Source organism: Lactiplantibacillus songbeiensis (assembly GCF_005405125.1).
Taxonomy (GTDB): domain Bacteria; phylum Bacillota; class Bacilli; order Lactobacillales; family Lactobacillaceae; genus Lactiplantibacillus; species Lactiplantibacillus songbeiensis.
In genome coordinates, this window is the sequence record NZ_BJDL01000001.1 from 18,285 (window position 1) to 40,063 (window position 21,779).

Below are 21,779 nucleotides of genomic sequence, written 5' to 3' on the forward strand. Positions count from 1 at the left end.
ACAACCGGGTTGAGCTCACTTTTTGTCAAGCGCTTAATTTGCCATTCCTGCCGAAATGTTATAAGGTAAAAATATTAATATGCACACGGAGGCATTTCTTAATGAAACATAAACGGGGGATTGAGATTGCGGGCGGCATTGTCGGCTTATTAGCGGTCGGCTATATCGCCACCAGTCTCACACTTCAACATAATCAAAAATTTCTGATGAATACCCAGATTGCTGGGGTCGATGTCAGTGGTAAGACTGCCAATCAGGTGACTGACCAAGTTAGCCATGCTTTGGAACATCGGACTTACCACGTGGTTGAACATGGCCAAGCCATTTATTCATTCAACAGTAAGTCAGCTGGAATCAGTATTGATACCCAGCATGATCTACAAAAGCTAGCTAAGCACCAAAATTATTGGAGCTGGCCATTAGCACTGATGAATTCAGCCAGTGCCGATGACAGTGTCCGCTTGGGTAAACTCAATGTGTCTAGTTCTAGTATGCAGCAGTTAGTTAATCAAATTATGAAGACTGCGGGCAACACGAACCGGACTAAAACTGAAAATGCCAAGTTAGTTTATAAAAATGGCCAAGTTGACATTCAAAAGGAAGTCCAAGGTACTGAGATTAACACTAAGGCTTTAAAAGTGGTGGTTAAAAAAGCCCTCGCTGATGGGAAGACTAGTATTAATTTAAAGGACGCTTACGTGAAGCCAACGTTAACGAGTACCAGTAAAGCACTCACAACGGCTAAAACCAAAGCACAACCGTATGCCAAAGAAGTTGCCAAATACAACATCAACGGCCATAAATTCCAGATCCCGAATAATACGATCTTAGGTTGGATTCAAGTTGATAAAGCTGGCCAAGTCACTTTAAACCAAAAGTCAGTTTTAGCTTACGTCAACAAATTGAACGATAAGTACCACACTTACCACACCACGCGGACCTTTAAGAGTACGATGCGTGGCACGGTCAAGATTAGTGGTGGGCTGTTCGGTTGGTCGATTAAGACTAAGAAAGAAGCTGCGGCATTAAGCAAGCAAATCTTAGCTGGTAAAGACTTCACCCGTTCACCAATCATCAGTGGGTCTGGTTACCACAACAAGAAGACCGATATTGGTAATACCTATATCGAAGTTGACAAACAAAATCAACACATGTGGGTCTACGTCAATGGTAAAGTCAAGGTTTCGACTGATGTCGTTACTGGTAAACCTGGCGCCCATGCAACAACCACTGGGGTATGGAACCTTTGGAGTAAACAACGTAATGCCACTTTACGTGGGCAAAACGATAACGGCTCTAGTTACACCCAACCCGTTGCCTACTGGATGCCATTTGATGACACCGGTGAAGGAATCCATGATTCACCATGGCAACCACAATACGGTGGGACTTGGTACAAGTCACACGGTTCCCACGGTTGTGTCAACACACCGCCGTCGGTTGTTGGCAAAGTTTACGACGCGGTTTCGGTTGGGACACCGGTCGTCGTCTTCTAATTTAAATTTAATTTAAACAGTCGATCAGCAATTGCTGGTTGGCTGTTTTTTTAGGCTAAAACCGGAGCTGACAGTTAGTCATCACTCCCCCCGTTTACGCTTTTATGGTATTATTTAATTAGAATAAATCTAATAAATCTGGGGGATCAGTCATTATGCTCTTAAAAACTTTAGTTAAACCCAAAGAACGGCTCACTACCGTCACGGCCGATGCCACTTTGGAAGAAGCCTTACAAGTCCTTGAAGACTCTGGCTTCCGGTGTGTCCCAATCTTGGACGAAACTGGGCATATTTTCCGCGGTAATATTTATAAAATGCATATCTATCGTCACAAATCACGCGGTGGCGATATGTCGTTACCTGTCACCTCACTACTCAAAAACGCCACTAAGACGATTCAAGTTGACGCCGCCTTTTACAACGTCTTCTTCTCAATCAAAGATTTGCCTTATATCGCCGTTTTAGATGAACACGGTTACTTCTATGGCATTTTGACCCATACCCGCTTATTGGATATGTTGTCACAGTCTTGGAATGTTAACGTTGGTAGTTATGTCTTAACGGTCGTTTCAATCGGTGAACGTGGTGATTTGGCTGCGATGGCTAAGATCATCACCAAGTACACGTCGATTGCCGGCTGTTTGACTTTGGATGTGCAAAACGGCACCTTGGGTCATCGGACCTTATTCACCTTACCGGAAGACGTGGATACCGAAAAGCTGAAGCGCATCACCGATAACTTGAACCGCAAACAATTCAAAGTAATCGAAGTTGAAGATTTACAAGCTGAATAATGGGTTAAAAAAATGGATTGCCACTTGTTTGATGGCAATCCATTTTTGGTTATTGTAAACGGGCACTAAAATGTAAAATCTTATCCAATCCGTACATAATCGGTGCAGTAATCGTCATAATAATGAATTCAGAGATTGCTGTAGTTAGGTAAGTTGGCCAAAAAGCCGTCCCACCACCGACTAACATCAGCATCCAAGCAATCATGCACATGGAAATCGTAAACAAGAAGATGTTTAACGCCATCCGTTGCCAAACAGTTTTGAGCTTCGGTCCTAACCAAGTCACCAATAACAAGGCAATTAGTGATTGAGCACCGCCAAACAACACATTCAGCAAGCTGGCCCCGGGACCAAAGGCATCAAACAAGATAACGCCGGCCACGATTCCCCAGATATACTTACGATTGAAGACGGCTAAGTGATTCAAGCCTTCCGACACCCGGAATTGAATTGCGCCAGACGCCAAGTTAAACGCCGCCGGGCCGACCGATAAGACAATGTATAATGCCGCCACTAAGGCATTGATGATCCATGGGCGGATTTTTGAACTAGTCATGCTATCTTTCCTCCTAGTTTTTTTACGTGGGATGGTTACGAACCACGAAAATTAACGAGCGGATTCAATCGTAGCACGACTAATCAGTCGTCGCAAGGTGGATTTCAATTTGTCACTCTGGTTGGGGCAGCATCGGCTGGAACGTGGTGGCCACGTTTTTGAGCCACAGAACGGTCTCAAAAGCCGGGCTTTATCTAGGTCGAAAAATCATCGACCAAGATAAACGACACCACTGAGCCAATGCTACCCCGCCCGCCGTTAGCTAGTCGACAACTTTAAATTGAGTATGACTTGCGTAACAGTCTACACCAAAGTTCTTATCTGAGCACTAATTACCAAATAATCTCAAGAAAAACAATTGTAGCGTAGGGCGGGCTGGATGATGCTCAGTGGTGTCGTTTGACTTGGGTCGGGTGACCTTTCCCGGCCCTAGTCAAAGCCCGGCTTGGAAGACCGCTTCTCAGGCTTCCAAACGTGGCCACCACGTTCCAGCATCAGTCCAGACCAACCGTAGCGGCAACAATCAGCTTAAAACAAACTATCTGGAATAAATAGATCGCCTAATGTGGCGGCCATGATGGCTTTAATCGCGGGCAAGCGATTGCCGGCCTCTTCGAAGACGACAGCTTGAGGACTAGTGAAGACTTCATCAGTGATTTCAATGGCATCTAGATCATATTTCTGTCCCAACGCCGCGCCAGTTATGGTTTGATGATCATGAAAGGCCGGCAGACAATGCATGACGATTGTCTCAGGTTGACCCGTTGCAGCCACTAGATCAGCATTGATCTGGAACGGCAATAATTGTTTAATTCGTTCCCCGTAATCGACTTGTTCGCCCATCGAGACCCAAACATCGGTATATAAGGCATCGGCACCGGCGACTGCCACTTGTGGATCTGCGGTAATTAAGATGTCACTACCAGATTGTTGCGCGTAAGTCTGCGCCAAGGCCACCACATCAGCGGCCGGCTGTAGCCCAGTTGGTGCGCCAATATGAATATTGACACCCAGCATCGCACTAGTCACTAACAAGCTATTCGCCATGTTATTCCGTCCGTCCCCCACATAGGTCAATGTTAAGCCTTTCAGATGACCAAAGTGGGCTTTCAAAGTCATGAAATCCGCAATCATTTGTGTTGGATGCCACTCGTCGGTTAAACCATTCCACACCGGAACCCCACTATCCTTAGCCAGCGTTTCGACTGTCGACTGGGCAAAACCCCGAAATTCAATCCCATCAAACATCGAGCCCAACACTTTGGCTGTATCACTGACTGATTCCTTTTTACCAAGTTGAATATCATTTTTACCCAAGAACTCAGGATGAGCGCCGAGATCATTGGCCGCCACGGTAAACGCTGAACGCGTCCGCGTCGACGTCTTTTCAAATAGCAGCGCAATATTTTTCCCTTGTAAATAGGGATGGGGAATATGTTGCGCCTTTAAGGTCTTCAAATGCAAGCCGAAATCAATCAGATAAGTTAACTCGGCGGGCGTAAAATCAATTTCTTTTAAAAAGGACTGGCCATTAAAGTGTGTGTTCATGCGGTTACCTCCGTTTCAAGTGTCATCAAAACTGTCTTAATCTGTGCCAAGCCAGCTAATAAATCGGCGGTCGACATCACTAGTGGTGGCAATAGTCGTAGCGTGTTATCACCAGCCGATAAGGTTAGCAGTTGCTGGTGTTGTAGGGCCGTAATCACTTTAGCAACGGGAACTTGCGGCTCGAGATGAATCCCAATCATCAAGCCTTTACCAGTGACTTGTTTAACACTGGGTAACGGTGCAATCTCATCGGTTAACGTTTGCCAAACAGTTTGTGCTTTTTGTTGGACCGTTTGCAAAAAGGCCGGTGTTAACTGTGCCAACACCGCTTGGGCCGCAGCCATCGCCAAGGCGTTCCCAGCAAAGGTTGAGCCGTGACTGCCTGGACCAAACGCCGTTGCCAACTTGGCCTTGCCAACCATTGCCCCCACTGGCAAACCATTCGCTAACCCCTTAGCCACCGTATAAATATCCGGATCAAGTCCATAACCCTCATACGCCATCCGATAACCGGTCCGACCAATCCCCGACTGAACTTCATCAATAATCAACAACACGCCTTGTTGCTGACAGGCTTGATTGACTGCCTTTAACCAATCAGCTTGGCCAGCAAAGACGCCGCCCTCACCTTGGACCACTTCTAAAATAACCGCAGCTAATTGTGGGGTAATCTGTTGAATGGCGGCGGGATCATTGTAATCAGCAAACTGAACACCCGGAACCAATGGCGCATAGCCGGCTTGAATATTAGGATTACCGGTCATCGACATTGACCCATATGTCCGGCCATGAAAAGAATGATTAAACGCTAAAATAGCCGTTTTGCCAGTATATTTACGAGCTAACTTTAAAGCCGCTTCATTGGCTTCCGTTCCAGAGTTGGCAAAGTAAACCAGCCGCTCATCACCATTAGTCAGCAACGTGGCCACTTGTTCCTGTAAGGTATTCTCATACAAATTCGAGGTATGCCAGATTTTAGTTAATTGCTGACTAACGGCAGTCTGAATGGCCGAGTTTTGATAGCCAAAGTTGCAGACGCCAATTCCGGCCGTAAAATCCAAATAAGTCTGACCTTGATCGTCAGTTAAGTGAACCCCTTGACCACTCTCAATCGCAAAGGGGAACCGTTGATACGTTGGAAACACATGGGTCATTTTCATAGCACTACCTCCGTTTTGATAATGGCGGTCCCGGGCTGGTCAATTGCATTCGTAATGACCGCCTGTTGGACGCCAGCTTGAATGGCTTGAATCGCAGCTTGCACTTTAGGACGCATCCCAGCCGTAATCACAGCTTGGGCCGTTAACCGCTGGGCCTGCTTAGGCGATAAGCTCCGCATGACCATACCGTGATGCATAATTCCCGGCACATCGGTCAATAACACGAGTTTTTCGGCATGGAGTTGTTGAGCTAAAGCGGTAGCCGCCATATCCGCATTGACATTCAGCCATTGTCCCTCAGTCGTCAAGGCTAACGGCGCCAAGACGCCAATCTGATGTGCCAATAAAGCTTGTAACGCCACCTGGTTCACCTGCGTCACTTGACCAACGTAGCCGAGGCGTTGTTGATCTAGTGGCGTTCCTGTTAATAACTGTTGGTCGGCCGCATTTAACCCCAGCGCCGATAAGTGATGCTGATTCAGTTGCGTCAATAACGCTGGCTGGGCGTCTCCCAGTAGGACTAGTTTAGTTAACGCCAAAGTCTGTGCGTCGGTCACCCGTAGCCCATGTACCTTGTGCACCGGTAACTGCAGTTGCGTCGTTAAAGTGGTAATCATCGGCCCACCACCATGTACGATTAATAATTGTTTACCTTGAGCTTGCCACGCTTGTAATTGTTGAAAGAAGCGCTCAGTCAACTGCCGGATCGCTTGACCACCAATCTTGATAATAATCAAATTTTTCATTGCGGGCCTCCGTTTAAGTATGGTAACTGGCATTGATCTTGACGTAGTTATAAGTTAAGTCACAACCCCAAGCTTGACCAGTGGCGTCACCAGCATGCAAGTCGACATCAATCACAACTTGCGATTGCCCCAAGGTCGCTTTCACCGCCGCTTCATCAAATGGTAAGGCCAAGCTGTCGGCGACTAACGGTATCCCATTCATCGCAATGTCCACATGGTCAATATCCAGTTCAGCATCGGTCGCGCCAATCGTACTGATAATCCGCCCCCAGTTCGGGTCTTCACCAAAAATGGCAGCTTTGACTAAGTTAGACCCAACAATCGCCTTGGCCACTTGTTGACCATCCATTCGTGTCGCGGCCTGAGTCACATTACATTCAACGAGCTTCGTCGCCCCTTCGCCATCCGCCGCAATCTGTTTAGCTAGCGAGCTTAAAACCAAATGTAGGGCTTGATTGAAAATGTCGTAATCGGGTGTCCCGGCCGTTAAGCTCGGGTTATCTGCCAGACCATTCGCTAAGGTGACGACCATATCATTGGTAGACGTATCACCATCCACAGTAATCTGGTTAAACGTTGAATCGACGTTATCACTAAGCATGTGCTGCAAGACAGATCCGTCAACTTGGGCATCTGTCGTTACAAAGCCGAGCATCGTTGCCATCTTCGGGTGAATCATCCCTGACCCTTTGGCAAAGCCCGTCAGTGTCACCAAATGACCGCTTAACTCACATTGCACACTGATGGTTTTGGGATGTTGATCAGTCGTCAAGACGGCATAAGTCACGGCATCACTCTTCGTTGGCGTTAATTGTGGTAACCCATTTTTGATGAGATCCATTGGGAGTTGCGCCCCAATCAGTCCCGTCGATGCAACCCCGATTAAGCTGGGATCAACAGCTAATTTATTTGCTAGCCATTGTTGTTCTTGCAAAGCATTCTCCCAGCCTTGTTGACCAGTACAAGAATTGGCAACGGCACTATTGAGCAATAAGCCTTGTAACTGATGGTCTTGATTAATCATTGTTTTGGTTAATTTGGTCGGCGCTGCTTGAAATTGATTGGTGGTATACGTGCCAGCCGCCGCAGCCGGAACTTTGGAGAATAGCCAGCCAAAGTCTTTTTTAGCTTTCCGGAGGCCAATGTGGATGCCGTCGCTATAAAAGCCAGCGGGCCACTGAAAGGCGACCGTTTGAATTTGATTACTTGTTAAAACTTGCATAAGCAGTACTCCTCTCAGTTAGGGAAACGTTGGTAAAGTTGGTAATCCCGTCGTTTGTGGCAGGTTCATTAATTGATTGAAATTTTGAATGGCTTGACCCGCGGCACCCTTCATCAAGTTGTCGATCACACTGACAATCAAGATGGTCTTGGTCACAGGGTTGTAGTTGATTCCAAGCGCGCAGTTGTTCGAGCCCACGACGGTTTTTAAAGTCGGTAACTCACCCGCCGGCAGCACTTGAACAAACGGACTCGTTTGATACGTCTGTTGATATTGCGCGATTAAAGCGGCGGTGGTGGTCGGCTGAGCAACTTTGACATAAATACTGCTCATAATACCACGCGTCACTGGGATTAAAGTGGTAGTGAATTCCAACGCGGGAATCGCTGACCACCAAGCCTGTAATTGCTGCATAATTTCAGGAATATGCTGATGCTGATTCACTTTATAAAGTTGTAAGTTATCATTGACCGTCGTAAATTGACTAGTCGCTGCTAGCTTCTTGCCAGCCCCCGACAACCCGGACTTGGCATCGACCACAATACTTGTTGGATCAATCAAGTGGTTTTGAACCACCGGCGCTAAGCCCAACAAAGTGGCGGTCGCGTAACAGCCGGGATTGGCAACATATGACGTTAAGTGGTGATTGAACTCGGCTAATCCATAACTGGCTTTCGTTAAAGCTGCTGCTTCAGCCGCCGGACGATGATACCAGCGCGTATAGCTGGCGGGATCTTGCAGCCGAAAGTCACCGGATAAATCAATAACGGGAAAGCCAGCCTTTAATAAAGGTAAGGCTAACGTCTGGGTGACCCCAGCCGAAGTAGCGAAAAAGGCAACGTCATTTGCCGCCATCACCTTAGCGGCAACAAATGGTCGGACCATGGCCGTTTCTTTCTGATAAGCCGGAACCACCGTTGCTAACGGCGTCGCTGCCTGATCAACGTGACCATATAAGTTAATCTGGTCAACTGCGGGATGTTGCTTTAATAATCGGTATAACACGGTACCGCTATAACCACTGACGCCAATTAACGCTACTTGCATAAAATCACCTCAAATATTCAAAAATTAGTTTTATTTTGCATATCTATGCGATAAGCATGCTTCACACTATATTCTCATCATTTGATAAATGCAAGTCTTTTTGAAAAAATATGCAATTTTATTTATTAATTTGCATATTTAATCCATTTATGTACTATATATTCATAATTTATGTATTTTTTGCTTGACTTCTAGCGTGAATAATTGTTTACTAGTTGCATTAACCAAAATAGTTTTAATCTGATTTTAAGAAAGGTCGGTAACAACATGCAAAAATACTTAACACTCGCAGATGGCACTCAATGGATTGGAACGGCCTTTGGCGACCGATCCGTTGAAGGCGCTGGTAATTTAGTCTTTAATACTGGAATGCTCGGTTATCAAGAAACGATTACCGACCCTTCCTACTTAAACCAACTAATTGCCTTTACTTATCCGTTGATCGGCAACTATGGCATCGATCCGACTGTCAATCAGGCCGCGACGATTGGCACCCAAGCGGTCATCGTCCATGAACTGGCCGACTTCAGCGATCACTATAGTAGTCGCGAAACTTTAGATAGTTTTCTTTTTACGCACCATGTGCCCGGTATCCAAGGCATCGACACCCGTGAGTTAACCATTCATTTACGTCACACGGGAACTCAACTGGCCATCATTAGCAATCAACCGGTCACGAATTTCCAACTAAAAGCCGCGAGTCTACCGACTAAACAACTGACACCCCAACCCGTACCCGTTCAAACCACCCAGGGGTCACGGCCCCATATCGTGATCCTCGATTTCGGTGAGAAGACCGCAATTACCCAAGAACTCGTTGCGCGGGGCTGCCAAGTCAGTGTCGTGCCAGCGACTAGCTCATTTAACTTAATCCAGGCTTATCATCCAGATGGTATTCTGCTCTCTAATGGCCCTGGCGATCCAGAAGCACAAGCAGCCGTCCTACCCTTGATTCGCCAACTAGCCGCACATTATCCATTGGCCGGTATTTGTCTCGGCCACCAATTAATCGCCTTAGCATATGGTGCCAAGACTTATCAACTAACATTCGGTCATCATGGCTTAAACCACCCGGTCCAAATGCTAGCCACTGGCAACGTCATCATGACCGCTCAGAATCATGACTTTGCAGTCGATCCAGCTTCCGTCGCGAAAACACCGCTCCAAGTGACAGCGGTTGAACTCAATGACGGTAGTGTTGAAGGACTAACGTTGCCAGGTCAGACGGTTATGTCAGTCCAGTTCCATCCCGAAGCCCATCCCGGTCCGACCGAAGCCGGGCAATTCTTCGATCACTTTATTCATACGTTAACTCAGGAGGTCGTTGCCAATGCCTAAAAATCTCACCATTCATCGGGTTGCCGTCATCGGTTCCGGTCCGATTAAAATCGGGCAAGCTGCCGAATTCGACTATGCCGGGACTCAAGCTTGCCTCGCATTAAAGGCAGCCGGTTACCATGTCATCTTGATCAATTCGAATCCCGCAACCATCATGACTGATCATACAACCGCCGATGAAATCTTCATCCAACCGTTAACCCTGGCCAGTGTGACCAAAGTCTTAACTCAAAGTCATCCTGACGCCTTGTTACCCACATTAGGTGGTCAAACCGGGCTAAATCTCGCTATGGCCTTAGACCAAGCCGGTGTGTTGGCAAAGTTACACATCCAACTCTTAGGAACTTCGCTCAAGACGATTAACCAAGCTGAGGACCGGGCGGCGTTTAAAGACCTGATGACTAAGCTCAATCAGCCCGTCCCCGCCAGTACGACTGTTCACCACGTTGCTTCGGCCTTGAGCTTTGCGGCTAATATCGGCTACCCGGTGATCGTACGGCCGGCCTTTACCCTCGGTGGTTCCAGTGGCGGAATCGCGGATAATCCACACGACCTCCGTCAGATTCTACAACGCGGTCTGACCCTATCACCAGTCAACGAATGCTTAATCGAACAAAGTATTGCTGGTTATAAAGAAATTGAGTTCGAAGTCATGCGTGATAACTCCGGTGCTAAGATCATCGTTTGCAGTATGGAGAACTTTGACCCCGTCGGCATCCATACTGGCGACTCGATCGTCTACGCCCCCGTTCAGACACTAACCGATACGGAATATCAGACTTTGCGGCAAGCCGCCTTAACGATCGTCGACGCTTTAGATATCAAAGGCGGCTGTAACGTCCAGCTCGCTCAAGACCCGCATAGTGCGCAGTATCAAGTCATTGAAGTCAACCCGCGGGTCAGCCGGTCATCGGCCTTGGCATCCAAAGCCACCGGTTATCCAATTGCGAAGATTGCCGCTGAAATCGCCATTGGCTTGAACTTAGCGGAGATTAAAAATCCAATTACGCAAACAACCTACGCGGCCTTTGAACCTGCGCTCGATTATGTGGTCGCTAAGCTCCCTCGCTTTGCCTTTGATAAATTTCCAACTGCCGATGCCCACTTAGGCACTCAGATGAAAGCCACCGGTGAAGTTATGGCAATTGGGACCACCATTGAAGAAGCGACCCTAAAAGCGATTGCGTCATTAGAAACTGAGCCGACAGTGCAAACAACACTAGTCCCCAAGCAGCACATCACCACGGCGCAATTATTAGCTGAGCTGACAACGCCGACTGATCAACGTTTATTCTATTTATTTGCCGCCTTACAACAAGGCTGGCCGTTAGCTAAACTGGCTGACTTAACTGGGATTACACCCTTTTTCTTAAGTAAGCTCCAACACATTATTGGCCTCACCCAGCAACTCGCAGCCAATCCAACACCACAACAACTCTTAACGGCTAAAAAATATGGGCTCAGTACGGCCACGATGGCACATTATAGTCAGTTGCCCCTCGCACAAGTCACGGCTTTAACAGCCACGGCGCCACTCGTTTATAAAATGGTGGATACTTGTGCCGGTGAATTTGCCAGTGCCACCCCTTACTTTTACAGTACGGCTTTTGGCACAACTACCGAAAGCCAGCCGCTGGGCCATAGTATTCTGGTATTGGGGGCTGGTCCCATCCGGATTGGACAAGGCATCGAGTTTGACTACACGACCGTGCATTGTGTTAAAGCGATTCAGCAAGCCGGTTATCGGGCAATTGTCGTCAATAATAATCCCGAAACCGTTTCGACTGATTTCTCCAGTTCTGACAAACTTTACTTTGAACCGTTGACATTGGAACGGTTACTACCAATTATTCAGCTTGAACAACCAGTTGGCGTGATTGTCCAATTTGGCGGTCAAACAGCAATTAATCTGGCTAACCAACTGGCTGATGCGGGCGTGACGATTTTAGGGACTAGTGTCAAAGCCACCGATATTACTGAAAATCGGCAAGCGTTCGCCGCGCTACTTGAACAACAACAAGTTGCTCAGGCGACCGGCACCACTGTGACTGATCTAGCCGCTGCAAAAATCGCAGCTTTAAAGATTGGCTATCCCTTACTCGTGCGGCCCAGTTTTGTTTTAGGCGGTCGAGCGATGGCCATCGTGCATGATGCGACCGAATTGACACCCGTGGTCAAAGCTGCGGTTGCCGCTGGACATGGCGCCCCAATCTTAATGGATCATTACTTAGCTGGGATCGAGTGCGAAGTTGACATACTGTCAGACGGACGTCACGTCTGCATCCCCGGGATTATGGAACACGTCGAAGGGTCTGGCGTTCATTCTGGTGATTCAATCGCCATTTACCCACCGCAACGGCTCAGTACCACTAATCAAACCAAAATCATTAACATTGCCACTAAGCTCGGTCAAGCGTTGCATTGCGTGGGTATGATGAATATTCAATTCGTCGTCACCGACGATGTCTACGTCATTGACGTCAATCCACGCGCCAGCCGGACCGTCCCGTTCATGAGTAAAGTGACCCGCTTGCCGCTCGCCCAATTAGCCACCAAGTTAATCTTAGGCGCAACCTTAGCGGGATTGAACCTGCCAACCGGTCAGTATCCTTTAACCGGCCAAGTCGCCGTCAAAGCGCCAGTCTTTTCCTTCAACAAATTACCCCAATTACCAACTCAGCTTAGTCCTGAGATGAAATCAACGGGTGAAACGATGGGACTAGGGGCAACGCTAAGTGATGCTTGGCACGCGGCCCTAGCCGACAGTTACCAGTTGCAGAACTGGCAACCACAAGATGGGCTAATTACCGACGTACCGACTAGTCACGACCCCGCCGTTAAAGCTTGGTTAGCAACGCTATCAGTGCCAGTAACGATTGCCGCCGACTTAGCTCAGCTCCCAACCGATAGTCTGGCCGCAGTATTGGCCTTAGATCATGCCAACGATGCGCCATTAGCCACTTGGGCCCTCAACCATGCTAAACCATTGTTAACGGCGTTAGATACTGCTAAGGCGTTAGTGACAATTAACGGCTTGAACCCGATTGTTACCGATTAACTAAACCCTTTTACTGCTAGCCGGTATCTGCCAGATAGGGTATTTACACGCTTAAGTGCTAGTTGGTTTAAATTGCCACTCTGGTTGGGCCAGAATCGGCTGGAACGTGGTGGCCACGTTTTCGAGCCACAGAGCGGTCTCGAAAGCCGGGGGTTATCTAAGTCGGAAAATTGGACGACTAAACTTTAACAACAAAAAACGCGAGCCAGCTAACATCAAAGTTAGTTGACTCGCGTTTTGACTATCTTCCGTGACAGTCTTTGCATATTATTATGTAAAGGTTTAGTGCCCCAAAACAACCTAGTGCTGCATCGTCCGCCGCGGTCGCCGTTTACTGCGATCCGCTAAGCCGATACTGATTAACAGTGCCCCATCGACTCGCTGCATCGTCTGGTCATCTAAATGGGTGACACGATCTTTTAATCGTTGCTTATCAATCGTTCGAACCTGCTCCAATAACACGACCGAATTTTTTTCAATTCCGGTATGCGCCGCATTAATGTTAATATGCGTTGGCATTTTAGTCTTTTGGATTTTCGCGGTAATCGCCGCGACAATCACCGTGGGACTGTAATGATTACCAACGTTATTCTGCACGATTAAGACCGGCCGCATTCCGCCTTGTTCAGACCCGACGACCGGCGATAAGTCAGCATAAAAGATGTCTCCGCGTTTAATGTCAGCTGCGACCATCGCCTCATCTCCCCTTGTTACTGACGCCCATAGTTGTAATTGACTACTTAACTGTAGCCAACAACATGCCTATTCTTGCTACTTATGATAGCATGAAAGCTCAACTTTTAGCAACCGTTTACTTATTTGACAGCGCTAAAAACCGGGCCAATGTCAACATTACCAACATCGGCCCGGTTAGGATTTTATTTATCGTTCTTATTAGTATTGATTTGCGTAACTAATAACATTTGGTATCAGCCTTATTCGCCGTCAGTATAAACACGTGGCAAGCGCGTTGCTAATCCGCAAGCAATCTCATAATGGATCGTGCCACAATAATCAGCGACATCTTGCAAACTAATCGTCTGCTTGCCATCCGTACCAACTAAAGTCACTTTAGTTCCAGCTGGATAGGCTTTTGGTAGCCGCACCATCATCTGATCCATGCAGACTCGACCAACGATTTCACACACCTGACCGTCGACTAAGACGTGAAAGCCTTGTAGTCGGCGTTCGTAACCATCGGCATACCCGATTGGCACGGTGCCAATCCATTCATCTTGATCGGCAGTATAAGTCGCGCCATAACTGATCGACTTCCCACGAGCTAACTTCTTCACAAAAGCCAGTTCCGCAGTCAAACTCAACGCTGGCTGTAAATGATACGGTGCACTTAGCTCCGTCCCCGAAGGATTTAACCCATATAATGCGACCCCAAAACGAATCACATTGCCATTGCAAGCTTGATGCCATAAACTAGTCGCTGAATTTGAGACATGCACATACCGTGGCAATTCATCAATCACCGCAATCAGTGCTTTCCAATTTGATAATTGGTGCATAAAGTAGGTGTCATCAGCTTGATCAGCGGTGGCAAAATGGGTAAAGATACCTTCAAAGTCAAATGGACTGTTAGCAGCTCGTAAGACTTTAACCGCGTCAGCTAATTCAGCCGGCGTCTGAAAACCAATCCGTCCCATCCCAGTATCCAAGGCAACGTGCACATGTAGTGGCTGGGTCACCTGATTAGCCGCCAAGACAGCTGCCGCTTGAGCTAACCAATCAGTCGAGCCAACCGCAACCGAAATATCATGTTCCGCAATAACGGCCGCAAACTCTGGTTCCACAATACCTAAAACTAGAATTGGTGCTGTAATTCCAGCTTGACGTAAGGCCAACGCTTCATCTAAGATGGCCACACAAAATCCGGTGGCTCCAGCTTGTTTGGCTGCTTGCGCTACTTGAATAATCCCATGACCATAACCATTCGCCTTAACGACGGCCCACAATTCAGTCAGTGGATCTTTGCGCGTCATTTCCTCATTAATATTATGTTTAATTGCCTGCAAGTCAACATGGACTTGTGTGTGGCGGTGTTCCCCAATTACAACCATCACTAATTGCCTCTTTCCAAAATTACTTGCGTCATCACGAATTGATCGGTATGTGAGATTGAAATCCACGCCGGCCCGTCAAACGGTTGGCGGGTGATTTCTGGACGGCCCGCAGCATTATCCAAAATTTCAACATCATGAAACCCAACTTGCGCGCCAATGCCAGTTCCAAAAGCTTTACTATACGATTCCTTCGCGGAAAAGCGCCCCGCTAAGAATTCAACTTGTCGCTTTTGCCCATACTGGTTAAAGACCGCCAGTTCATTTGCCGTCAAGACCTTTTCCGGCAGCTTTAACCCCGCCGTCAGCATCGCTTGAATCCGGGCTAATTCAGTTAAATCAATGCCGGTACCATAAATCACAACCCCATCGCCTTTCAAAATCTGATATTTCCAATTTACCACAGTCGCCAGCAATGTAACAGACCGTTTAACACGCAATCTTTTCACGATGGCATGAAACTAAATTGTCGCTCCGGTTGGTCTGGACTGATGCTGGAACGTGGTGGCCACGTTTGGAAGCCTTAGGAGCGGTCTTCCAAGCCGGGCTTTGACTAAGGCCGGCAAGGTTCACCGACCTAAGTCAAACGACACCACTGAGCATCATCCAGTCCAGCCTACGCTAAATAACTATTACAGTTTAGTTTTATTCGCTGCTAATTCCCATAAATACTTAAAACAACCCAAGCAAAGTCGCAGTGACCAGCTGATTCGCCGTGTCGAATCACTTGAACCGGTGATTTTCCGGTTTTAGTGATTGGGCCAGCTTGTTAGACATGTTCTTCGGCTAACAAGTGCCCTGCAGACCGCTTTTGGGCTGCAGGTCTGCCCCACCGCGAATCGGCTGGTCAACGGAGACGGTCAAAATAATGAGCGCCTATCCCCATCCACCCCACTAGTTTTGCTTTAATTCTAGCATGTCAGCCCACAAAAAAAGCCGAGCCTGCGCTCGACTTTTTACCGAATCTCCGTTACCGGTGATTCCGTTAGTAATGTTAATTAGTTAGCTTTAATCGTTAGTGCGAATCGTGAAGTTCCGCTTGCTACTTTGTTTGCGGCCATCATCATGGTTACGGTTGTTGCTGCGATTGTCTTCGCGGCTACGACCTTTGTAACCATTGCTCTTACGATCATTACCACGACGGCCACTGCCGCCTTTATGATCGCCATTACGATGATCACGGTCACGATTGCTACTGTGTGAGTAGCGACCGTTGCCACCGCCACGGTTACCGCCACCATTACGGCTACGGTTACCACGATAACCACCGCCACGACGATTGCCACCGCCGCCTTTATGGCGAGGTAATGGGCGTTCTGGCGTGATCTTAACAGGGACAGCTGTTGAATCATCCTTGGTTAAGTCGTTTAATAAAGCGGCAACCAAGTCAGTAGCATCGTACTTAGCTAATAATTCAGCTGCTTGTTCAGCAAACTTATTAGTTTCAGTCTTAGCAACTAATGAATCCACATTAGCTTCAGCAGCAGCGATTTGACCAGCAAAGGCTTCAGCTTCAGTAGGTGGCTTCAAAGGCAACATGCGCACCTTAGTCAACTTTTCAATAACCCGTAAGTATTCCATTTCGTTCGGTGTCACAAAGGTTAATGAAACCCCTTTATGCCCGGCACGGCCAGTACGGCCAACACGATGGACGTAACTGTCAGGATCTTGAGGAATATCGTAATTGTAAACATGGGTGACACCAGAAACATCAAGTCCCCGGGCAGCCACATCGGTTGCAACTAAGATATCCAACTTACCAGCTTTGAATTCACGCATAATTTGCGTCCGACGTTGTTGACTCAAATCACCATGAATCCCAGCAGCGTTGTAACCGCGAGCTTCAAGGCCTTTTGATAATTCGTCAACTCGACGCTTCGTCCGACCAAAGACAATCGTTAAATCAGGTGCCTGAACATCGAATAAACGGGTCATGATATCGAACTTTTCGTATTCTTTAGCTTTAACGTAATATTGTTCAACCGTATCAGCGGTCAATTCTTTAGCTTTGATTTTAACATGGTGTGGTTCATGCATGAATTGAACACCAATCCGCTTAATTTCTGGCGGCATGGTGGCTGAAAACAGCATGGTCTGACGTTCGTTAGGCACTTGTTTGATAATCGATTCGATATCTTCCAAGAACCCCATGTTTAACATTTCATCGGCTTCGTCTAAGACCAACATTTTAACGTGGTCTAATTTAACGGTACCGCGACGAATATGGTCTAATAAACGACCAGGTGTCCCAACAATCACTTGTGGGTTTTGCTTCAAGTTTCTGATCTGGCGACGAATGTCAGCGCCACCGTAGACAACTTGCGCCTTAGCACCTTCGTCTTTACCCATACGGAAGATTTCTTCCTGGGTTTGGATTGCTAATTCACGCGTTGGTGAAATAACAAGTGCTTGGATGTTATGGTTCGAAAAATCCAAACGTTGGAGGATTGGTAACGCAAACGCGGCGGTCTTCCCGGTCCCGGTTTGAGCTTGTCCAATCACGTCTTTCCCTTCAAGTACCATTGGAATGGTTTCAGCTTGAATTGGGGTGGCTTCTTCGTAGCCTGCTCGGTTAACTGCTTTAAGTAGGCTATCGGATAAGCCTAGTTCTGTAAACTTCAAATATGTTTCCTCCTAAGGATGACACCATGGGATTACTAGTAGCTAGGAAAAAATCCGTTCCCCGTAGTGCGCTTGCTAGTAAGCCAACGGTCTGACTTGTTTCGTGCTTCAAATAGTACAACTGAATTATCATACACCGGTTAATGTAAATTAGCAAGCGTGTTCACTCTGGCAAGCAACTACTGAATCACCCCTAGCTAAGCGATTAAACCACGCTTAGGACTGGCTGATTAGCATCTAACAGCAGTCACACGCCCCGCAACAAGCCATAAAGCAGCTTGATTTTTCAGAAAAATTAATTTATTTTTCCATATAATCTTTCAAAAACTTGTCAAAATTCTTAACCAATGACAACACGTCTATTTTAACGCGCTTCTACCGTCACGCCTATTAATAACCTCTATGGCTAATTAAGCGGCCCGCCGCCGATTTAATAGCCGAATACCAGTAATGACCGTTGCCACTAGACAGATTATCAATGATACGATAAAGGCAACCCGCATCCCATCAATAAAGATTTCTGGATGAGCCGGTAAATAAGACGTGACTTTATATCCGGCTGATTGACTCATGGCGGAATAAAGGACCGTCGTTGCTACGGAAATCCCGAAGATCATGCCGAGTTCTCGCGCCAATGCATTAATCCCACCAGCAACGCCCAAGTCTTTGACTTCAACTGACCCCATTACAATCGCATTATTGGGTGCTTGAAAGACCCCATTACCGAAACCGACCAAGCCGATGAAGAACATAAAGACCCAGAGTGGCGTCGTTAAGTTAGCAAAGATGTAACCAACCTGGCTAATCGAAATGAGTACTAAGCCGATAAAAGTGAGTAGTTCCGGCCCAATCTTATCAGAAATTGCCCCAGCAATCGGCGCCACGACCACTTGCACAATCGGGAACGCCATCAAAGCATAACCCGCATAATTAGCCGCCAAGCCCCGTGCATTTTCCAAATAAAATGGTGAAATCACGTTAAAGAAGAAGTTCGCCACAAAGATCAAGAAAGCACAGAGAATACTGATTGAGAAGCGGGCATTCTTAAAGAGCTGTAACGCCAAGATGGGATTATCATGATGTAACTCAATGCGCACAAAGATGATAGTGGCAATTAACGCAATCGCAAAACAACCTAAGATGATTGGCTTGGTGAAGCCAATTTCTTGCCCAATAAAGACGCCGGCAAACAAGCTGACCATCATTAGCGCAAACAAACTCGCCCCCGGCTTATCAATCGGCAAATGGCTCATTGTAATATCTTTTGGCAAAATGACTTGGCCTAAAATCATCCCTAAAATACCGATCGGCACGTTGATCCAGAAAATATACCCCCAGCTAAAGTGCGCTAAAATCAGCCCACCAATCCCAGGCCCGGCAATGCTACCTAACGCTACGAATGAGCCAATCATGCCTAACGCCCGCCCACGTTCTTTGAATGGAAAGACTTCAGTAATAATCCCATTGTTGGCGCTCATCGTCATCGCGGCGCCAACCGCTTGAATGCTTCGCGCCGCTAACAACATGAACAGGCCAGAATTAAATCCTGACAATAGTGAGCCAGCCGTAAACAAGGCCGCCCCAATCTTAAAAATACGAATCTTACCATGGGCATCACCTAGCTTGCCGAATAACAATAGCAACGCACAAATAATAATCAAATAAATTGACACAACCCATTCAGCTTGATTCATTGGGATCGTCATCGCCTTACTCATCACGGGTAACGCGATGTTGACGATACTGCCATCTAACGTTGACATAAAGGTAAAGAGACAAACGGCAATTAATATCCACCAACGTCGTTTTTGAATCTGAGGATCAGTTGAAAATGAAGCTACTTTCATGATGTACTTTCCTTCTTTGCTTGAATTAAGGCGTCGACCCAGTTGAGCTGAGCCTGTGCGCGGACCTGTTGTAACTCATTAACTAACAACACATCAGCAATATCCGCCCCAACCATGTGCACATTGTGTTGAAGCCGAGTTTGCTGGTCCGTCAGGCGACTCAACTGACCTTGAGTGAACGCTTTAAAATCTGTTAAAACGGCCAACTGCTGGTCAATCGTTAATAAATGTAAAAAGTTCAATTTGATCTGAAATGTCAGCTGCGTCTGTTTATTCAATGCCACTGGTGCCAATACTAACGTCCAAAAATGTTGCTGACCATTCGTGGTAAGTGTGGCCACTTTTTGGGGCCGCTTGCTCGTGGTCGGCTTAAAACCCAAGGTCAGCTCACCCGCTGCTGCTAACTTATCAAGCAACGGGTAAAGCGCCCCAAAACTAATCGTCAGTTCTTGACCAACAACGCTGACTAAGGCCTTCCGTAACTGATAGCCGGTCATCGGTCGATCCATTAATTGCCCTAAAATAAATAATTCATACATTTTTAACCACCGCCTTTTTTAGCGCATCATTATTATATGTATCTTTTAGATATATTACAAGCGTTTCTATTTTTTAATTTTGAGTGGCTTAGTTGGCGGAAAATGACCACTCTGGTTGGTCCATAATCGGTTTGACCACAACCCCTAAGCTAATAAGTAGTGATTAACTAATTTCAAAATAATACATGATCTAACAATAGTCACAATGACCAAATTAACAGCTGGCCAAACAAAAAAGACACGACTCAGTCAACTGACCAATTCGTGTCTGGCAATACTTTATTAAGCTTCTAATGCCGCTAAAACATTCTCTAAATGAATCCCGTGACTGCCTTTTAACAGCACTTCATCATCCGCAGTAACGGCTTGTTTTAAATCATTAATTAATTGTGGTTGTTCATGCGTTGGATAGTAATGAATTGCGGTTGCTGGATACTTCGCCGCCAGATCCGTTGCTAAGGCCTGCATGTGTTCCCCATTCAAATAAACGCTTTGAATGGTTTCTGGATTCAATTCGCTCGCCAAACTAGCATGCAACTGATCGGCTTGCGCACCCAATTCCAACATATCCCCTAAAACAACAATCCGTTGGCCAGTAACCGGGGTCGCTGCAAAGGCTGCTAAGACACGCTTGGCCGCGGTGGGATTAGAATTGTAAACATCACTCAAAATAGCCTCACCATTATGTCCGGTTAACCATTCGGTCCGATTCTCAGTTGGTACGAACTTAGCTAGCGCTTGTTGTGCCGGCTTTTCCCGGACGTGAAAGGTATCGGCAACTAATAACGCTGCCATGGCATTATTCACATTGTAGGCACCCATCATTGGAATCGTAAATGGTGACTCTGGCCAAAGACTAGCCGTAAAGCTAGTCGTCGCCCGACTCGTTTCAATCGCACTGGCACTCAACGTATTATCAGCATTCAAGCCAAAGGTCCGTTGGCGTTGTGTGACCTCTTTGGCCCGTGTTTGTAACAATGGTTCATCACCATTATAGATAAAGGTCCCATCCGCTTTTAAGCCATGGACGATTTCCATCTTTGCATCGGCAATCTTGTCGCGTGTACCAAAGAATTCAATATGCGCTTCCCCAACCATTGTGATCACGGCCACGTCCGGTTGTACCAAGTTGCTGAGAAAATCCAATTCACCAAAGTGATCCATGCCCATTTCAACTACAACGACTTCCGTGTTAGGTTCCATACTCAATAACGTAATTGGCACCCCAATTTGGTTATTGAAATTAGCATGCGTCTTGGTGACATTGAATTGCGTACTTAACACACTAGCAATCATATCCTTGGTCGTGGTCTTCCCATTACTACCCGTGACCGCAACCACTTTAGGATTGATCTTTTGTAAATAATATTGGCCCAATTGTTGTAACGCTGTCAACGTATCTGGCACCAAAATAACGGGTAACTCGCTTGGTGCACTATCAGTATGATCAGTTGCCCATAAAGTTGCCACCGCCCCATGGTCAATTGCGCTTTGAATATAGTCATGACCATCATTGGCTCCCGTGAGCGGCACAAATAAATCGCCTGCTGTTAAGTGTCGACTATCAAAGGCCACACCCGTCACATTGACGTCTGGCCAGACTTGCGCCGCATTCACAGCTTGAACTGCTTTCGCAATTTCGGTAACTTGCATCTTCATATGATATAACTCTCCATTCACGGTTCTCATTAATTAGTGAACCCGTATTCCTGACTAGTACCGCTTTTTTAAACCGAT

At 46.8% G+C, this 21,779-nt stretch carries 17 protein-coding genes and 1 riboswitch; of the genes, 4 read left to right on the forward strand and 13 right to left on the reverse strand.

Annotation, left to right across the window (positions count from 1 at the left end):
* The first annotated feature begins 101 nt into the window (after nt 1-101).
* Both FFM77_RS00070 and cbpA read left to right on the forward strand, forming a co-directional pair.
* Complete coding sequence (locus FFM77_RS00070) at nt 102-1,496, forward strand: L,D-transpeptidase family protein (protein ID WP_137633707.1); 1,395 nt, start codon at nt 102-104, stop codon at nt 1,494-1,496.
* Nucleotides 1,497-1,651: 155 nt separating this feature from the next.
* On the forward strand, nt 1,652-2,290 hold the full coding sequence (gene cbpA, locus FFM77_RS00075) for a cyclic di-AMP binding protein CbpA (RefSeq protein ID WP_137633708.1): 639 nt from the start codon (nt 1,652-1,654) through the stop codon (nt 2,288-2,290).
* 49 nt (nt 2,291-2,339) lie between these two features.
* On the opposite strand, the gene FFM77_RS00080 is transcribed toward cbpA, so the two are convergent.
* The 6 genes from FFM77_RS00080 to argC all read right to left on the reverse strand — a co-directional run bounded on the left by FFM77_RS00080 (nt 2,340) and on the right by argC (nt 8,569).
* Nucleotides 2,340-2,846 (reverse strand): QueT transporter family protein, encoded by a 507-nt coding sequence (locus tag FFM77_RS00080; RefSeq protein WP_137633709.1) that lies wholly within the window; start codon nt 2,844-2,846, stop codon nt 2,340-2,342.
* A gap of 7 nt (nt 2,847-2,853) precedes the next feature.
* Nucleotides 2,854-2,898, reverse strand: a riboswitch (PreQ1 riboswitch).
* A gap of 476 nt (nt 2,899-3,374) precedes the next feature.
* Nucleotides 3,375-4,394, reverse strand: coding sequence for an ornithine carbamoyltransferase (gene argF, locus FFM77_RS00085; protein WP_137633710.1), 1,020 nt, complete (start codon nt 4,392-4,394; stop codon nt 3,375-3,377).
* Entirely contained in the window at nt 4,391-5,554 is a 1,164-nt protein-coding gene (locus tag FFM77_RS00090) for an acetylornithine transaminase (RefSeq protein WP_137633711.1), read from the reverse strand. The genes argF and FFM77_RS00090 overlap by 4 nt, the downstream gene beginning before the upstream one ends.
* On the reverse strand, nt 5,551-6,300 hold the full coding sequence (gene argB, locus FFM77_RS00095; protein WP_137633712.1) for an acetylglutamate kinase: 750 nt from the start codon (nt 6,298-6,300) through the stop codon (nt 5,551-5,553). Before argB ends, FFM77_RS00090 begins: the two co-directional genes overlap by 4 nt.
* A gap of 13 nt (nt 6,301-6,313) precedes the next feature.
* Nucleotides 6,314-7,522, reverse strand: coding sequence for a bifunctional glutamate N-acetyltransferase/amino-acid acetyltransferase ArgJ (argJ, locus tag FFM77_RS00100; protein WP_137633713.1), 1,209 nt, complete (start codon nt 7,520-7,522; stop codon nt 6,314-6,316).
* Nucleotides 7,523-7,540: 18 nt separating this feature from the next.
* Nucleotides 7,541-8,569 carry an N-acetyl-gamma-glutamyl-phosphate reductase gene (gene argC, locus FFM77_RS00105; protein ID WP_137633714.1) on the reverse strand — a complete coding sequence of 343 codons (1,029 nt, stop codon included), beginning with the start codon at nt 8,567-8,569 and terminating at the stop codon, nt 7,541-7,543.
* A 267-nt stretch (nt 8,570-8,836) separates the two neighbouring features.
* On the opposite strand from argC, the gene FFM77_RS00110 reads away from it, so the two are divergent.
* Together FFM77_RS00110 and carB are read left to right on the forward strand one after the other, a co-directional pair.
* Nucleotides 8,837-9,907, forward strand: coding sequence for a carbamoyl phosphate synthase small subunit (locus tag FFM77_RS00110; RefSeq protein WP_137633715.1), 1,071 nt, complete (start codon nt 8,837-8,839; stop codon nt 9,905-9,907).
* A complete protein-coding gene (gene carB, locus FFM77_RS00115; RefSeq protein WP_137633716.1) occupies nt 9,900-12,965 on the forward strand; it encodes a carbamoyl-phosphate synthase large subunit in 3,066 nt (1,021 codons plus the stop codon). The genes FFM77_RS00110 and carB overlap by 8 nt, the downstream gene beginning before the upstream one ends.
* 300 nt (nt 12,966-13,265) lie before the next feature.
* On the opposite strand, the gene FFM77_RS00120 is transcribed toward carB, so the two are convergent.
* From FFM77_RS00120 to FFM77_RS00150, 7 genes are all read right to left on the reverse strand, one after another.
* Entirely contained in the window at nt 13,266-13,658 is a 393-nt protein-coding gene (locus FFM77_RS00120) for a type II toxin-antitoxin system PemK/MazF family toxin (RefSeq protein ID WP_137633717.1), read from the reverse strand.
* Nucleotides 13,659-13,900: 242 nt separating this feature from the next.
* The gene (gene alr, locus FFM77_RS00125) at nt 13,901-15,034 is read right to left on the reverse strand and encodes an alanine racemase (RefSeq protein ID WP_137633718.1); all 1,134 of its coding nucleotides are present in this window, start codon (nt 15,032-15,034) and stop codon (nt 13,901-13,903) included.
* 2 nt (nt 15,035-15,036) lie between these two features.
* Nucleotides 15,037-15,396 (reverse strand): holo-ACP synthase, encoded by a 360-nt coding sequence (acpS, locus tag FFM77_RS00130; protein WP_137633814.1) that lies wholly within the window; start codon nt 15,394-15,396, stop codon nt 15,037-15,039.
* A gap of 646 nt (nt 15,397-16,042) precedes the next feature.
* The gene (cshA, locus tag FFM77_RS00135) at nt 16,043-17,656 is read right to left on the reverse strand and encodes a degradosome RNA helicase CshA (protein ID WP_137633719.1); all 1,614 of its coding nucleotides are present in this window, start codon (nt 17,654-17,656) and stop codon (nt 16,043-16,045) included.
* 410 nt (nt 17,657-18,066) lie between these two features.
* Nucleotides 18,067-19,503 carry an MFS transporter gene (locus tag FFM77_RS00140; protein ID WP_137633720.1) on the reverse strand — a complete coding sequence of 479 codons (1,437 nt, stop codon included), beginning with the start codon at nt 19,501-19,503 and terminating at the stop codon, nt 18,067-18,069.
* The gene (locus FFM77_RS00145) at nt 19,500-20,042 is read right to left on the reverse strand and encodes a PadR family transcriptional regulator (RefSeq protein WP_137633721.1); all 543 of its coding nucleotides are present in this window, start codon (nt 20,040-20,042) and stop codon (nt 19,500-19,502) included. The genes FFM77_RS00140 and FFM77_RS00145 overlap by 4 nt, the downstream gene beginning before the upstream one ends.
* A 282-nt stretch (nt 20,043-20,324) precedes the next feature.
* Nucleotides 20,325-21,701, reverse strand: a complete 1,377-nt coding sequence (locus tag FFM77_RS00150) for a UDP-N-acetylmuramoyl-tripeptide--D-alanyl-D-alanine ligase (RefSeq protein ID WP_137633722.1) — start codon at nt 21,699-21,701, stop codon at nt 20,325-20,327.
* Nucleotides 21,702-21,779 lie beyond the last annotated feature (78 nt).